Origin of the sequence: Streptococcus sp., from assembly GCF_032481935.1 — a bacterium.
GTDB lineage: Bacteria > Bacillota > Bacilli > Lactobacillales > Streptococcaceae > Streptococcus.
This window is the reverse complement of the sequence record NZ_JAWERU010000001.1, coordinates 26,888-42,733: the sequence shown is the minus strand read 5'-3', so window position 1 is coordinate 42,733 and position 15,846 is coordinate 26,888. Positions and strand designations below refer to the sequence as shown.

16 protein-coding genes are annotated in these 15,846 nt (G+C 40.9%); 1 reads left to right on the top strand and 15 read right to left on the bottom strand.

The window, feature by feature from the left end:
- Positions 1-145: 145 nt before the first annotated feature.
- From E7C97_RS00195 to cdaA, 5 genes are all read right to left on the bottom strand, one after another.
- On the bottom strand, positions 146-994 hold the full coding sequence (locus E7C97_RS00195; RefSeq protein ID WP_316107500.1) for a DegV family protein: 849 nt from the start codon (positions 992-994) through the stop codon (positions 146-148).
- Positions 995-997: 3 nt separating this feature from the next.
- Positions 998-1,372 (bottom strand): DUF1149 family protein, encoded by a 375-nt coding sequence (locus E7C97_RS00190; RefSeq protein ID WP_001050093.1) that lies wholly within the window; start codon positions 1,370-1,372, stop codon positions 998-1,000.
- A 65-nt stretch (positions 1,373-1,437) separates the two neighbouring features.
- A complete protein-coding gene (glmM, locus tag E7C97_RS00185; protein WP_316107499.1) occupies positions 1,438-2,787 on the bottom strand; it encodes a phosphoglucosamine mutase in 1,350 nt (449 codons plus the stop codon).
- A 24-nt stretch (positions 2,788-2,811) separates the two neighbouring features.
- Positions 2,812-3,603 carry a CdaR family protein gene (locus E7C97_RS00180; protein ID WP_316107498.1) on the bottom strand — a complete coding sequence of 264 codons (792 nt, stop codon included), beginning with the start codon at positions 3,601-3,603 and terminating at the stop codon, positions 2,812-2,814.
- Positions 3,590-4,447, bottom strand: coding sequence for a diadenylate cyclase CdaA (gene cdaA / locus E7C97_RS00175; protein ID WP_316107497.1), 858 nt, complete (start codon positions 4,445-4,447; stop codon positions 3,590-3,592). Before cdaA ends, E7C97_RS00180 begins: the two co-directional genes overlap by 14 nt.
- Before the next feature lie 134 nt (positions 4,448-4,581).
- Between cdaA and E7C97_RS00170 the strand changes: the two genes are divergently transcribed.
- The gene (locus E7C97_RS00170; protein WP_316107496.1) at positions 4,582-5,550 is read left to right on the top strand and encodes an NAD(P)/FAD-dependent oxidoreductase; all 969 of its coding nucleotides are present in this window, start codon (positions 4,582-4,584) and stop codon (positions 5,548-5,550) included.
- A gap of 32 nt (positions 5,551-5,582) precedes the next feature.
- On the opposite strand, the gene whiA is transcribed toward E7C97_RS00170, so the two are convergent.
- The 10 genes from whiA to E7C97_RS00120 form a co-directional block, all read right to left on the bottom strand.
- Positions 5,583-6,494 (bottom strand): DNA-binding protein WhiA, encoded by a 912-nt coding sequence (whiA, locus tag E7C97_RS00165; protein ID WP_049510249.1) that lies wholly within the window; start codon positions 6,492-6,494, stop codon positions 5,583-5,585.
- Positions 6,491-7,468: a YvcK family protein gene (locus E7C97_RS00160; RefSeq protein WP_316107494.1), complete on the bottom strand. Its 978-nt coding sequence runs from the start codon at positions 7,466-7,468 to the stop codon at positions 6,491-6,493. The genes whiA and E7C97_RS00160 overlap by 4 nt, the downstream gene beginning before the upstream one ends.
- Complete coding sequence (gene rapZ / locus E7C97_RS00155) at positions 7,465-8,355, bottom strand: RNase adapter RapZ (RefSeq protein ID WP_004252192.1); 891 nt, start codon at positions 8,353-8,355, stop codon at positions 7,465-7,467. The genes E7C97_RS00160 and rapZ overlap by 4 nt, the downstream gene beginning before the upstream one ends.
- A 51-nt stretch (positions 8,356-8,406) precedes the next feature.
- On the bottom strand, positions 8,407-8,787 hold the full coding sequence (locus E7C97_RS00150; RefSeq protein ID WP_001140424.1) for a RidA family protein: 381 nt from the start codon (positions 8,785-8,787) through the stop codon (positions 8,407-8,409).
- A 9-nt stretch (positions 8,788-8,796) separates the two neighbouring features.
- Positions 8,797-9,384 carry a ribosome biogenesis GTP-binding protein YihA/YsxC gene (gene yihA / locus E7C97_RS00145; RefSeq protein ID WP_049494688.1) on the bottom strand — a complete coding sequence of 196 codons (588 nt, stop codon included), beginning with the start codon at positions 9,382-9,384 and terminating at the stop codon, positions 8,797-8,799.
- An 8-nt stretch (positions 9,385-9,392) separates the two neighbouring features.
- Entirely contained in the window at positions 9,393-10,625 is a 1,233-nt protein-coding gene (clpX, locus tag E7C97_RS00140; protein ID WP_006145154.1) for an ATP-dependent Clp protease ATP-binding subunit ClpX, read from the bottom strand.
- A gap of 201 nt (positions 10,626-10,826) precedes the next feature.
- Entirely contained in the window at positions 10,827-11,333 is a 507-nt protein-coding gene (locus E7C97_RS00135) for a dihydrofolate reductase (RefSeq protein WP_316107484.1), read from the bottom strand.
- A gap of 127 nt (positions 11,334-11,460) precedes the next feature.
- Positions 11,461-11,979, bottom strand: coding sequence for a Dps family protein (locus E7C97_RS00130; RefSeq protein ID WP_316107482.1), 519 nt, complete (start codon positions 11,977-11,979; stop codon positions 11,461-11,463).
- 148 nt (positions 11,980-12,127) lie between these two features.
- The gene (locus E7C97_RS00125; RefSeq protein ID WP_316107480.1) at positions 12,128-13,909 is read right to left on the bottom strand and encodes an ABC transporter ATP-binding protein; all 1,782 of its coding nucleotides are present in this window, start codon (positions 13,907-13,909) and stop codon (positions 12,128-12,130) included.
- Between the two features lie 10 nt (positions 13,910-13,919).
- On the bottom strand, positions 13,920-15,656 hold the full coding sequence (locus E7C97_RS00120) for an ABC transporter ATP-binding protein (RefSeq protein WP_075228089.1): 1,737 nt from the start codon (positions 15,654-15,656) through the stop codon (positions 13,920-13,922).
- Positions 15,657-15,846: the final 190 nt, after the last annotated feature.

The following is a 15,846-nucleotide window of genomic DNA, read 5'->3' as shown; positions in this document are numbered from 1 at the left end:
TACAAAGGACCTTAGCTGCCCATGAAAAATAAGGAATGGCACTGACTTTCCACGAAAGGCAAGACAGGCATCTTTTTTCAAGAGGCAGGTAGTCCGTGTTCAATTTCTAAGATTCAAAGGACCTTAACTGTCCATGAAAAATAGTCTAGATTATGGGTGTATAGCCCAGAGCAATACTTCCTTCTCCCAGGTGAGTCCCAATAACACTACCGAAGGTTGCAATTGAAACATCTGTAGCCACTCCACCATCGATTAAAAGCTGGCGCAAATCTGCTGCTTTTTGAGGAGCATTCCCGTGAATGACAGTAATCTGGTAATTCCCATTAGCTGTTGCTTCTTTAACAATTTCAACTAAGCGTTTTGTAGCCTTTTTCTCTGTACGAACCTTTTCATATACTTCTATAACACCTTGGTCATTGAAATATAGGATTGGTTTAATGCTAAGAAGATTTCCTAAAATGGCTGCACCATTAGAGAGTCGGCCCCCCTTAACTAGATGGTCAAGATCATCCACCATGATAAAGGCTGAAGTTTTCTGAATTTGATTTTCCAACTGATCTAAAATGGTGGTAAACTCCTCGCCTTGCTCTGCCCATTTAAAGACACTCTCAACCATATAGCCTAGGGGAGCGCTTGTAATACGGGTATCAGGGAAGGCAATGGTTAACCCTTCATATTCATCCTTCATATACTGGATATTTTGGTGAAATCCTGAAATTCCAGAAGATAGGAAAAGCCCCAAAGCATGTGTATAGCCTTTATCTTTCAATGATGATAAAATTTCATCCAACTTGGCAATACTTGGTTGGCTCGTTTTTGGCAATTCGCTTGCTGAAGCCATTTTTTCATAAAATTCTTGAGCGGTTAGATTTACACCTTCAACATACTCCTGTCCATCGATATTCACAGGAATGTCTAGCACAAATAAATCTTCTTTCCGCAAGGTTTCCGCTTGTAGAAAAGCAGATGAGTCTGTTATGACCGCTAATTTCATTTCTTAAAACTCCAAATTAATTCCCGGTAAATCAAGGGCAATTTCTGTTACTTCATAAGTCAAACGATTAAGCATATCCAAACATGGACGAGCTAGTGTCTCAACTTCTTCTTGGCTGAAATCACTTGGTTGGTCGATAATACGACCTTCAACATGATTGACTTGAGAAATCGTTCCACTAATGACAAATCTATCAAAGACAATCATAAAGCTCAAAACAACTACTAAAGAGGTAACTTGATTTTCTTGATCATGCTGAAGCAACTGGAAGTTTACATCAACCTTAGTTTCAGGTGCTCCATTTTCATTTTCCCATTCAAAGTTACGCGCATCGAAGTGATACTGACTAACAAATTCTTGTTCACGTTTTAAATTCATTTTCATCTCCATTGGTACAATATAGTTGCCATTGTACCATATTTTTTTATTTTCTGCTAGATTTACTAAATACCAATCTCAGTTTTAACAACTTCAGCAATAGTGTCTACATAGTAGTCTACTTCCTCAGTGGTTGGGGCTTCAGCCATGACACGCAAGAGTGGTTCTGTTCCGCTAGGACGAACTAGGATGCGACCATTTCCTGCCATTTCTGCTTCCATCTTCTCGATAATAGCCTTGATAGCAGGAACTTCCATAGCTTTTTCTTTCATGGCATTTTCCACACGGATATTGACCAATTTTTGTGGGTAAATAGTCACTTCTGAAGCCAACTGAGACAAGCTCTTACCTGTTTCTTGCATGATCTTCGTCAATTGCACAGCTGATAACTGACCATCACCAGTTGTATTGTAGTCCATCAAGATAACGTGACCAGACTGCTCACCTCCGAGATTGTAGCCAGATTTTCTCATTTCTTCAACTACATAGCGGTCTCCAACAGCAGTGACTGCTTTATTGATTCCTTCACGATCCAAGGCCTTATGGAAACCGAGGTTGGACATAACTGTTGTTACGATCGTATTTTGAGCCAATTGACCTTTTTCAGAAAGGTATTTCCCGATGATATACATAATCTTATCACCGTCGACAATTTCACCATTTTCATCAACAGCAATCAAACGGTCACTATCACCATCAAAGGCCAAACCAATAGCTGACCCGCTTTCTTTTACAAGTTCTTGCAAGGCTTCTGGATGAGTTGAACCAACGTTCAAGTTGATGTTTAGTCCATCTGGAGTTTCTCCGATAACCGTTAATTGAGCACCTAGGTCTGCAAAAATTTGACGAGCACTTGTTGCAGCTGCACCGTTGGCAGTATCCAAGGCCACCTTCATTCCTTCAAGAGGAGTTCCAGTTGAAACAAGGTAGGCTTCGTACTTGCGCAAACCTTCTGGATAATCAACAACAGTACCTAAACCTTCAGCGCTTGGACGTGGAAGAGTATCTTCGCTCGCATCAAGCAAGGCTTCGATTTCTGCTTCCTTGTCATCGTCAAGTTTAAAACCGTCACCACCAAAGAATTTAATTCCGTTATCAAGGGCTGGGTTGTGACTAGCTGAAATCATGACACCTGCACTTGCTCCCTCAGTTTTAACCAAGTATGCTACTGCTGGTGTTGCAAGTACACCAAGTTTATAAACGTGAATTCCCACTGAAAGAAGTCCAGCAATAAGAGCAGCTTCAAGCATTTGACCTGAAATACGTGTATCACGTCCTACGAAAACCTTAGGTGCTTCCGTCGCATGTTGACTGAGGACATAACCTCCGAAACGACCAAGTTTAAAGGCCAATTCTGGCGTTAATTCTACGTTTGCTTCTCCACGGACTCCGTCCGTTCCAAAATATTTACCCATGTTATATCCTTTTCTATTGTTTTTTTAGTCATTCTTTGAAGAGTCTGGCTTGGTTTCAGAACCAGTTGAAGACGAACTGCCCGAAGATGAGCTTGTCGTTGATGAGCTAGAACTACTTGCTGATCGAACTTGTTTCGTCGTTACTTTCATAGTTGTTTCATAGGGTGTAATCACCGTTGGTAAAACTGTTCCATTCTTATCAATAGCTTGTAGAGGAACTGAACCCGTATAATTTCCTGTAATTTTTTCACTAGTTGGTAAAACAGCCACAATCTTATCAATCTTGGATAAGGTATCAGCATCACTAGTAACCGAAACGCGTTCATCTGAAACAGTCACACTATCGATGAGAATTCGTTCATCAACCTTACCAGAGTCAATCTGTGGAGTGACTGGTAAATTATCCCGTGTTGCTTTCTTCCCAATTTTAACGGTGATTTTCTGCGGTGTTGCTAGGGCTGTTAAACCGCTTGGAAGATTCTCAATCGTCAAGGGAACTTCAATGGTTCCTTCGGTAGCCTGTGTTAAATCTGCAGTAACCTTAAATTTACGAGTGCTTTCTTGCATCTCACTAGCCAAGGTTACTCGATTGGATCCAGTTAAAAATACCGTTACTTCTGAACTAAAACCACTAATAAAATACTGCTCACTATCGTACTGAATATCAATCGGTACATTTACGACCGTATTGGTATAGGTTTCTGTTCGAGCCGGTCTTGCATTATTATTATTTTGATAATTAATAGAGGTAGCGTAAATAAATAAAACGCAAGCAAAGAGGAGTGAGGAGATGATATATAAACTATTTTTTTTCATTCTTCCAGCCTCCTAATATACGTTCTGTTAAGCTTGGCTCTTGTGAATTTTCCGGAATCAGGATGCGATGTAGCTCTTCCTCAAATTCTTCCATCGTTAAATCATGCTTAAAGACACCATTATAGGTAATGGAAATACCTCCAGTCTCCTCTGATACCACAAAAGTGAGAGCATCAGAAACCTCAGATAAACCAATGGCTGCACGGTGTCGCGTTCCAAACTCCTTAGAAATACCAGTGTCTTCAGTAAGTGGAAGATAAGCAGATGTTACAGCTATTCGATCACCTTTTATAATGACTGCACCATCATGTAAAGGTGTGTTTGGAATGAAGATATTGATTAAGAGTTCTGCAGAAATTTTAGCATCTAAAGGAATCCCCGTGGAAATATATTCCTGCAAGGTTCTGACACGCTGAACTGATACAAGTGCTCCAATTTTCCGAGGGCTCATATATTCTACCGCTTTAACAAAGGCCTGAATCATCTGTTCTTCTGAACTCATTGGTGTACTTGAAAAGAAATCAGTCGCACGTCCCAAGCGCTCTAAACCTGTCCGAATTTCTGGAGAGAAAATAACAACCGCTGCGATAACACCGTAAGTAATCAATTGATTGATCAACCAAGAAATAGTCGTCAAGCCCAGGGTATTTGCTACTATCTGAGCTAAGATAAAAACTAAAACACCTCGAACCAGGATCATAATCTTGGTCCCTGCAATTGATTTTGTAAATTGGTATAAGATATAGGCAACGATAAGAATATCAATCACATTTATCAGAATACTCCAAGGACTGGAAAATAAACTAGACCAGTATTGAAGATTAGATAATTGCTGAAAATTCATTCTAGGCCTCCTCTCCATAAAAAAGCTACTCTTCATTATATCATTTTATATGAAAATTTTCTTCCCCCTACTTCATTTTAAATTGGTAGAAAATATGATAGAATAAAATGATAGAAATGAATTAAGGAGAAACCATGTCTGAACTATATGATATTACCATTGTAGGAGGTGGACCTGTCGGTCTTTTCGCAGCCTTTTATGCTCACCTTCGTCAAGCCAAAGTACAAATCATCGATTCTCTTCCTCAACTAGGTGGTCAACCTGCCATCCTATATCCTGAAAAACAAATTCTCGATGTTCCAGGTTTTCCAAACCTTACAGGGGAAGAATTGACTAACCGCCTTTTGGAACAACTTGAAGGGTTTGAGACACCTGTTCACCTCAATGAAACTGTTCTTGAGATTGAAAAAGAGGATGGTGTTTTTAAGATTACAACCAATAAGGGAGATCATACTTCTAAAACCGTTATTATTGCTATGGGAGGCGGGGCTTTCAAACCACGTCCACTCGAATTAGAAGGTGTTGAAGGCTATGACAATATCCACTACCACGTTTCTAACATTCAACAATATGCTGGTCAGAAGGTAACCATCCTGGGGGGTGGTGACTCAGCCGTTGACTGGGCTTTAGCTTTTGAAAAGATTGCTCCAACTACACTTGTTCACCGTCGCGATAACTTCCGTGCACTTGAGCATAGCGTACAAGCCTTGCAAGAGTCTTCTGTAACTATCAAAACACCATTTGTGCCGAGTCAACTTCTTGGTGACGGCCAAACTCTTGACAAGCTTGAAATCACAAAAGTCAAATCCGATGAAACCGAAACCATTGAATTGGACCACCTCTTTGTCAACTATGGCTTTAAATCTTCTGTCGGTAATCTTAAAAAATGGGGATTAGAACTGAACCGCCACAAGATTATCGTCAATAGCAAGCAAGAGTCAAGCCAAGCTGGAATTTATGCTATCGGTGACTGCTGCTACTACGAAGGTAAGATTGACTTGATTGCGACTGGTCTAGGGGAAGCACCAACTGCTGTTAATAATGCCATTAACTACATTGACCCCGAACAAAAAGTACAACCAAAACACTCTACAAGTCTATAAGAAAAGAACCACGAATCATACGATTCGTGGTTTTACAGTTCCTCTGCGATTTTGTTGATCTTTCTCAGGCGATGATTGACACCACTTTTGGTTAAGGGATTTGTCAGACTATCTGCCAACTTTTGAATAGAATAGTCTGGATGCTGAATACGCAGACGGGCAACTTCCTGCAAATCTGCTGGCAGATTATCCAAGCCAATTCTATCTTTGATTTTACTGATATTATTAATGGTTTTCATACTCGCTGAAACCGTACGAGCAATATTTGCTGTCTCTGCATTATTGGCACGATTGAGGTCATTTCGAGTTTCTCGGAGAATCTTGACACCTTCAAAAGTATCTCGCGCCTGCATAGCTCCTACTAAAATCAGGAAATCCATAATATCTTCTGCTCGCTGGAGATAGGTCACTGCACCTTTTTTTCGTTCAATCACCTTGGCATCTAACAAGAACTGCTGCAAGAGCGAAGCGATCCCTTGGGCATGGTCCAGATAAACTGAACTAATTTCCAGCTGATACTTGCCTGACTCGGGATCTCGAATGCTCCCATTTGCTAAAAATGCACCACAAAGATAGGCACGACCTGCTTCTTCATCTTCTAAAATATCCGGATCAATTCCCGTCTCCAGACCAAAGAAAGAATCAGCCAAACGCAAATCCGCTAAAAGTTCTTGGACTTGTTCATCTGTAAACACAGTATAGACCCGATTTTTACGAAGATTGCTTCTCTGATGATGACGAATCTCCGACTTGATACCATAAAAGTGCAAGAACGATTCATAGAGATGGCGGGCAAGCTTGGCACTCTCTGTAACAACGGATAAGGTCAAGCCAGAACTAGACAAACCTACGCTTCCAGACATCTTGATAATGGCTGATAACTCATAGCGACTCAGGTGGTGTTGACCTAGGATTTCTTCTTTTACTGCTACTGTGAAACTCATTTTCTCACCTGTATGATGCGCATCAATTCATCAACGATTAAATCCCCATCGTGGAAGGCGCCACCATTTTCCAAACGTAGGAAGTTGGATGAAATGACACGTGGGACTTGCTTACGTAAGCCTTCAAAATCATGCTCAACCTGTACTAAATACTCATCAAAACGATTGGTATCCATATAATCTCTAGGTACCTTCTCGATATTAACAAGCACAGTATCAATAAATGGTCTACCCAAATGACGTTGCAAGACTTCCACATGATCACTATCTGTAAAATGCTCAGTCTCACCACGTTGGGTCATGATATTGCAAACATAAGCCACCTCTGCTTTGGTTTCAAGAAGGGCTTTTCCAATCTCTTCAATGACGATATTCGGCAAAATGGAGGTAAAGAGTGAACCAGGCCCTAAGACAATCATATCACTCTCAAGAATGGTATTCACAACTCGACGACTTGCTTGTGGTTTTTCATCATCCAGGGTATTGGTGACGTAAACATGATCAATCATGCCTGAATGATCTGCAATGTGACTTTCCCCAGCTACTTCTGAACCATCTTTAAAGACTGCGTGCAAGGTTAAGGGATGATCACTAGATGGATAAATCTTACCTGTCGTATGGAAAAATTTACTCAGTAATTGCATGGCATTATAGGTTGAACCCTGCATTTCAGAAAGCCCTGCTATGAGAATATTCCCCAGAGGATGTCCAGCAAAGGCACCTGCATCATCAGAGAAGCGGTATTGAAAAACCTTCTCATAGAACTTTGGCATATCTGACATGGCCACAAGGACATTGCGTAAATCCCCAGGTGGTGTCAACTGCTGCATATTTTTACGCAGTTCACCTGAAGAACCTCCGTCATCAGCAACAGTTACAATGGCTGCAATGTCAACATCTCTTTCCCGCAAACTTTTTAAAATAACAGGGATTCCAGTTCCTCCACCAATCACCGTAATTTTTGGTTTTCTCATGAACGGTTTACCGTTTCCTTTCTTCGGTCTTTATCACGATGACTTTCATTTACAGACCAATTCTTAGACAAATCATTGGCTAATCGTTTGGCAAAGGCAACACTCCGATGTTGCCCACCTGTACAACCTACTGCAATGGTTAAAACTGATTTGCCCTCTTTTTTATAGCCAGGTAGGATTGGTTCAATCAAGGCCAACAAATGGCGGTAGAAATCTTCAGATTCCTCATGATTCATGACATAGTCATAAACGGCCTGATCTTCACCTGTCTGATTGCGAAGTTCTGGTAGATAGTAGGGATTTGGGAGGAAACGGACATCAAAAACTAAGTCAGCATCAATGGGAATGCCGTATTTAAACCCGAAAGACATAACCTCAATACGGAAGGACTGAGCCTGTTCTTGATCTGAAAATTGCTCTGCAATCGTCTTACGAAGTTCACGGGGAGTTAACTCTGTTGTGTCTACTACGTTTTGACTCATATTTTTCAAGGGTGCCAAAAGTTCGCGTTCCAACTTGATCCCGTCCAAGATACGACCATCTGCTGCCAGAGGGTGACTTCTTCTAGTTTCCTTATAGCGTGCCACCAATTCCTTATCTGCTGCATCCAAAAAGAGGATTTTAAAGTCTAAATCATCTTGATTTTCCAATTCATCCAAGACAGCCTGAATTTCTGAGAAGAAAGAACGACTACGCATATCAACCACTAGGGCTAACTTGTGGTCATCATCCTTGGTCTCAACCAACTGCAAAAATTTTGGTAAGAGTGCAGGCGGCATATTATCAATGGTAAAATATCCTAAATCCTCAAAGGATTGAATGGCTACAGTTTTTCCTGCACCACTCATTCCTGTCACAATCACCAGGTGAAGTTGTTTCTTTGTCATCATTGTCTCCTTATATCAAAAGAAGTTTGGAAGAACCAAACTTCAACTCGCTTATCCAATCTCTGCAATGACTTCAATTTCGACTTTTACATCGCGAGGAAGACGAGCTACTTCTACAGCTGAACGAGCTGGAAATTCCTTATTAAAGGCTGTTTGGTACACCTCATTGAAAGGTACAAAGTCGTTCATATCACTCAAAAAGCAAGTTGTTTTGACAACATGGTCAAAATCTGTCCCCGCTTCTGCCAAAATAGCTCCAATGTTTTTCAAAACTTGTTCAGTCTGTTCTTGGATCGTTTCTCCTACGATTTCTCCAGTTTCAGGAGATAGTGGAACTTGACCGCTAGCAAACAAAAGATTGCCAACGATTTTTCCTTGAACGTAAGGTCCGATTGCCTTTGGAGCTTTATCTGTATGAATTGTTTTTGCCATATGTATTCCTCACAATTTTTCTAAAATAGCATCCCAAGCTTGATCCATTCCTGCTTTTGTTACGGATGAAAAGAGGATAAAATCATCGCTTGGATCAAAATTTAATTTCTTTTTTATAGCTGATTCGTGCTTGTTCCATTTACCACGCGGAATCTTGTCTGCCTTGGTCGCCACAATGATGACAGGAATCTCATAATACTTAAGAAACTCGTACATCTGTACATCATCTGCTGACGGATCATGACGAAGGTCAACAAGACTAACAACCGCTCGAAGATTTTCACGAGTGGTTAAGTACTCCTCAATCATGCGACCCCACTTTTCGCGTTCCTTTTTGGAAACACGAGCATAACCATAACCGGGCACATCCACAAAACGCATCTTATCATCAATGTTAAAGAAATTAAGTAGTTGTGTTTTTCCTGGTTTCCCAGAGGTACGAGCTAGATTTTTTCGATTGAGCATGGTATTGATAAAACTAGATTTACCAACATTTGAGCGACCTGCGAGCGCAATCTCAGGAAGTTCATCCTGTGGATAGTGGGACTTGTTGGCTGCACTCAGCAAAATCTCAGCATTGTGTGTATTGATTTCCATAGTCACCTCTAGGCTGTCTCTAGGATTGGCTTAGCCGTTCCGTCAACCGCTTCTTTTGTGATACGAACTGTTTTCACATTTTCTTGACTTGGAACTTCAAACATAACGTCTAGCATAGTTTCTTCGATGATTGAGCGAAGACCACGCGCACCAGTTTTGCGTTCGATTGCTTTGTTAGCAATTTCCTGGAGGGCTTCGTCGTCAAATTCTAACTCAACATCATCATAAGAAAGCAAGGTCTGGTATTGTTTGACCAAGGCATTTCTAGGCTCTTTCAAAATGCGAACCAAGTCATCTACTGTCAACTGCTCCAGAGCTGCAAAGACAGGCAAGCGTCCAATCAACTCAGGAATAATACCGAATTTTTGAATATCTTCTGCGATGATTTCTTGCATGTAAGAACTATTTTCGTCAATGGCCTTGTTGTTTTGTCCGAAACCAATCACTTTTTCACCCAGACGCTGTTTGACAATCTCTTCGATGCCATCGAAGGCACCACCCACGATAAAGAGGATATTTTTTGTATCCACTTGAATCATTTCTTGTTGTGGATGTTTGCGTCCACCTTGCGGTGGTACACTAGCTACAGTTCCTTCGATAATCTTGAGAAGGGCTTGTTGCACCCCTTCACCAGAAACATCACGTGTGATAGACACGTTCTCGCTCTTCTTAGCAATCTTGTCAATCTCATCTACATAGATAATTCCACGTTCTGCACGTTCGATGTTGAAGTCAGCTGCCTGCAAGAGTTTGAGGAGGATATTTTCCACGTCCTCACCTACATAACCAGCCTCAGTAAGAGCTGTTGCATCTGCAATGGCAAATGGTACATTCAAACTTCTAGCAAGTGTTTGAGCAAGGAAAGTCTTCCCTGAACCAGTTGGGCCAATCATCAAAATGTTTGATTTTTGCAAATCCACATCTTCTGACTCTTCACGAGTGTCATGGAAATTGATGCGTTTGTAGTGATTATATACAGCCACTGCCAAGGCACGTTTGGCACGATCTTGACCGATCACATAGTGGTTCAAGATGTTTAGGAGTTCGATTGGTTTTGGTACTTCAGACAAGTCTGCTAGGACTTCCTCTGCCAACTCCTCACGAATGATTTCCTGGGCTAACTCCACACACTCATTACAGATAAAGGCGTTGTTCCCAGCGATTATTTTTTTAACTTCTTCTTGGCTTTTGCCACAAAATGAGCAATAAACCATCATATCATTTTTCCTATTTGTAGGCATGATTCCCTTCCGTTCTAAATGATTTTTCTATCTAAAATAAGGTCATATAAAAAGCATGAATGCTATTCACCAGGTTTGTAAAAGCATTAAGCCAAAGTAGAGTAGCAAGTCCAAAGCGCTTTTTACGAAAAGCGTGTGTTCCAGCTACAAGACAGACAGCACACAAAAGAGCTGTGAAAAATCCAAAAATACTGCGCTCCATTAGACTTCCTTTCTCTTTCTATATTCGATGGTAAAATCAAAGACATTTTTCTCATCTCTAGTATAAGATTTACTTGCAAGAGTCTCAAAAACAGTCAAGTCAAAATCTGCTGGGAAAAAAGTATCCCCTTCAACTTGAGCATGGATTTGTGTCACAATAATCTCATCGAGATAAGGTTCAAAAAGCTGAAAAATCTGCTTGCCCCCAATGATATAGAGATTTTTATCCTGGTTCTGATACCAGTCTAAAACATCCTCAACATTTTGGAAAACCAGAGCACCCTCAATGGACTCTTCAGGATTGCGCGTCAAAATCAGAGTCTCACGTCCTGGAAGCAAACGTCGTCCCATTCCATCAAAGGTGACACGTCCCATCAAGATGGCATGATTCAAGGTTGTTTCTTTAAAATGTTTTAACTCTGCTGGCAAATGCCATGGTAAGCGATCCTCTTTTCCGATTACACCCTTTTCATCTTGAGCCCAGATGGCTACGATTTTCTTTGTCATGCTTTCATCCTTTTTATTGATAGTTCTATTTTATCAAAAATCTTGAAAAAAGACTGTTTTGGAACGCCCTCCGAAATAGAAAAAATCCGTAGAAACTTTCTACGGATTTTTGACAAAATAGAGTATCTTACAAACCAGGTGCTTGTCCTAATTCTGCTGCAAGCATCCAGACAGTTTTTTCAAGGTCTGCCTTAGCACCAACGAAGATATCATTGGTTACATCATCACCTTCTTCATCTGTTACATCCAAGGCTTTTTGGAAAAGAGTGATGAGGTAACGATAAATTTCAAGAACACGTTCCAAACTTTCTTCTACATTGCGGAACTCTCCAACTTCTTCTTCGATTTCACTGTGTTGAAGGAATTCTGTCAAAGTAGAGTATGGTTTGCCACCAAGTGTAATCAAGCGTTCGCTGATTTCATCAAGGTAACCATCAAGGCTATCCATGTATTCATCCATCTTAGGATGCCATACCATGAATCCACGTCCACGCATGTACCAGTGTACTTGATGAAGAGCGATATGGGCTACATACAAGTCTGCTACTGCTTGATTCAAAACTTCCTTTGTATTTACTAGCGCTTCTGCCGCTGGTTTAGATAATGTTGCTACGTCTTTTAATGCATTTTTTTTCAATTCTACCATTTTTCTCACCTCATAATATTATTTTTGCAACCATATTTATTGATTACTATCTCAGTATACTACACCTAGTAGACAAAAGCAAGAAAATTAACCCATATTAAAAAAGTTGTAATAGACTGATAATTTAAGAAAGTGAGCAGATGTTTTTTTAGTTATTTTCCCTGTTTTTATTAGAGAATTGACTTTGATAAAGGTCATAATAGAAACCCTTTGCAGCTAGGAGACTCTCATGATTTCCCTGTTCGATTATCTGTCCATCTTTCAGCACCAAAATCTTGTCAGCTTCCTGAATAGTCGAAAGTCGATGGGCAATGACAAAGCTTGTTCTTCCCTTCATCAAACGCTTCATAGCTTTTTGAATCAAAAGCTCTAAGCGTGTATCGACTGATGAGGTTGCTTCATCAAGGATTAGAATTTTTGGATCCGCTAAGAGTGCACGCGCGATAGTTAGCAACTGTTTTTGCCCAAGAGAAATATTACTTGACTCTTGGTTCATTTCCATGTTGTAGCCACCAGGAAGGGTGCGGATAAAGTGGTCAACATTGGCCGCCTTAGCAGCTTCAACGATTTCTTCATCTGTTGCCTCAAGATTTCCAAAGCGAAGATTTTCCTTGATACTGCCTTCATAGAGCCAGGCATCCTGTAAGACCATCCCAAACTGGCGACGATAGTCCTGACGAGACAGGTCACGAATATCTTGCCCATCCACTAAAATGGCACCAGCTGTCACATCGTAAAAACGCATGAGAAGGTTAATCAAGGTTGTTTTCCCCGCTCCAGTAGGTCCAACGATAGCTACCATCTCTCCAGGTTCAACATCTAAGTTAAAATTGCGAATCAATGGTTTGTTTTCTACATATTGGAAATCGACATTTTTGAAACTAACTTGACCTGTCAATGGTGCAAGTTCTTTCACTTCAGCAGTTTGGACTTCTTCCTTTTCATCTAGAACTTCGAAGACACGATCAAGCGAAGACTTAGCACTTTGCATTTGTCCAGTTAATTGAGTGATATTTTGGATCGGCTGGCTAACTTGCCACACATACTGAACGAAAGCTTGCATATTACCAATCGTCAAGCGCCCTGCAATAACCTGCAATCCACCTAAGACAGCTACAATTAAGTATGTTAAATCAGACACGATATGAAGGGCTGGCATCATCAATCCTGAAATAAAGCTAGCCTTAAATCCGACCTGTTGCAATTCATCCGTAATCTTCTCAAACCTCTCTTGAGAGTTCTCTTCACGACCAAAAAGTTTGAGGACATTGAAACCTGTCAAGTTTTCCTGTACAAATCCATTCATACGTCCTAGAATGGCTGCCTGCTGTTTAAAGTATGGTTGCGAACGATTCAGAATCGTTTTAGCCCCAAAATAAGTTATCGGAATCGACAAGATAACAATGATAGCCAACTGAAGATTTAGATAGAGCACCATTCCCATAACAAAAAGAATGGTAAAGACTGCATTGACAATCTGTAAGAAGGATTGTTGAAGGGCATTTGAAACAGTCTCTACATCACTGGTAAAACGGCCTAACAAATCTCCAAACTGGTGCTTGTCAAAGTAAGACACAGGGATGCGGTTGATTTTTTCGCTCATTTCATTTCGCAAATCCTGTATCATGGACTGCACCGCATTGGTCATAAAGTAATTTGAGTAGTAAGACCCCAACTCGTAAAGAAGCCCACGCAAGAGATAGATTACTAGAATTACTGCGATATAGCTGGTATTGATACCCGCTCCTGCAACACCATTTGCCATATCAAGAAGATTACTGGTTAATTCTGTGATGGCAAGCCCTAATACGAAAGGCTCGATAACACTCATAATAACGCTGACTATCTTCAAAAAGACTGCAAAGAAAACAGAAAAACGGTAGGCTTTTAAATAGCTCCATAGACGAGCTAGACTAGATTGTTGTTTCATCCTTTACCTCCTATTCTTCTGTCAGAGACGCATTTTTCAGCTGCGACTCAGCAATTTCTCGATAGATGTCATTGGTCTCCATCAATTCTTCATGACGGCCACGACCAACGATTTCACCCTTATCAAGGACAATGATCTGGTCAGCATCCATGATAGTTCCAACACGTTGAGCGACAATCAAAACCGTTGCATCTTGAGTCACTTCCTTGAGACGACGGCGTAAGATAGCATCTGTACGGTAGTCCAAGGCTGAGAAAGAATCGTCAAAGATATAGATATCTGGACCCTTGATAACTGCTCGTGCAATCGACAAACGTTGTTTCTGACCACCTGATAGATTGCTTCCCCCTTCGGCCAGATGCGTTGCGAAACCTTCTTCTCGACTTTCGATAAAGTCTTTGGCTTGGGCTACATCAGCTGCTTGGTGCAAGTCCTCATGACTGGCATCCTCTTTCCCGTAACGGAGATTGTCTGCGATAGTCCCAGTAAAAAGCAAGGCCTTTTGTGGAATAAATCCAATCTTCTGACGGAGTGATTTGAGACGGTAATCCCGTACATCAACACCATCAACCTTAATTTTCCCCAGCGTAACATCGTAGAATCGAGGAATCAATTGAACCAGAGTAGACTTACCTGACCCAGTCGAACCGATAAAAGCAATGGTTTCTCCCGGTTTAGCAGTAAAGGAAATGTTATGTAAGACAGGGCTTTCTGTTTCCCCAGGATAGGCAAAGGTCACATTATCAAATTCTAAGTAACCATGTGTTTCTGTTTCTTGAATTCCGTCCTCATTTGGATCAATGGAAATGGGCATGTCCATGATTTCCTTCAAACGTTCACTGGATACGGCCGTTCTAGGATACATGGTAAAAAGGTTTGACAAGAAGAGGAAGGACAAGAGGGCGTGGAAACTATACTCGATGAAGGCTACCAAATCCCCAATCTGCAAACTTCCTTGTTTGAGAGGGTCTAGAGCAAACCAAACGATAGCTACAATCATGGCAATAATGATTTGCACAAAAAGTGGTTCCGTCAAACCAGTCAATTTGAACAAGCGATTGGAATTGTCTGCATAGATTGCATTTTTCTCTTCAAAACGGTTTTCTTGGAAGTCTTCACGAGCAAAGGCACGAATCACTCGTAGTCCCATCAAATTTTCACGGACATACTGGTTAATCTTATCCAGTGTTTTCTGTTGTTTTTCAGATAAAGGACGGGTTTTGACCGCCACATAAATGACTACTACAGCTAGAAAAGGAACGGAAAAAGCGACAATCCAGGCCAGTGAAGGACTCGTCAAGAAAATCATGAGAATACTTGATAACATCATCATAGGAGTGATAACACCCAACTTAAGCGTTTGTTCCGCAAACTGCATGAGGACAAAGGCATCACTAGTAATACGAGTGACTAGTGAAGACACACCAATTTGCTCGTACTCATGATGAGAGTACTCTTGCAGCTTAGCATAGACATCATCCCGCATGTCCTTAACCATATTCGTGGTCAGTTTACTAGCAGCATAAGCCAGAACAACCCGTCCAAATGTTCCCAAGACGATAATAACCAACATGATTACGGCCCAAAAATAGAGTTTATCCTGATCACCTTGGTTGATTCCCTGGTCAATCATGCGGGCTAAAACTGTTGGTAAACCTAGATTGACAATGACAAAGAAAATTGCCCCGAGAAAGTCTAACACTAACCACTTGGGATAGCGTTTGAGATAAGACCAAATATAAAGCATGATTCTCCTTTCTTTTTCTTCTAATACTCTTCAAAAATCAAATTCAAACCACGTCAGCTTCGTCTTGCCGTACTCAAGTACAGCCTGCGGCTCGCTTCCTAGTTTGCTCTTTGATTTTCATTGAGTATAAAATGCAGAAAAGAGCGTGCTTTCGCACGCCTTTTTACTAAAAAGAAGACAGGCAGCCAAA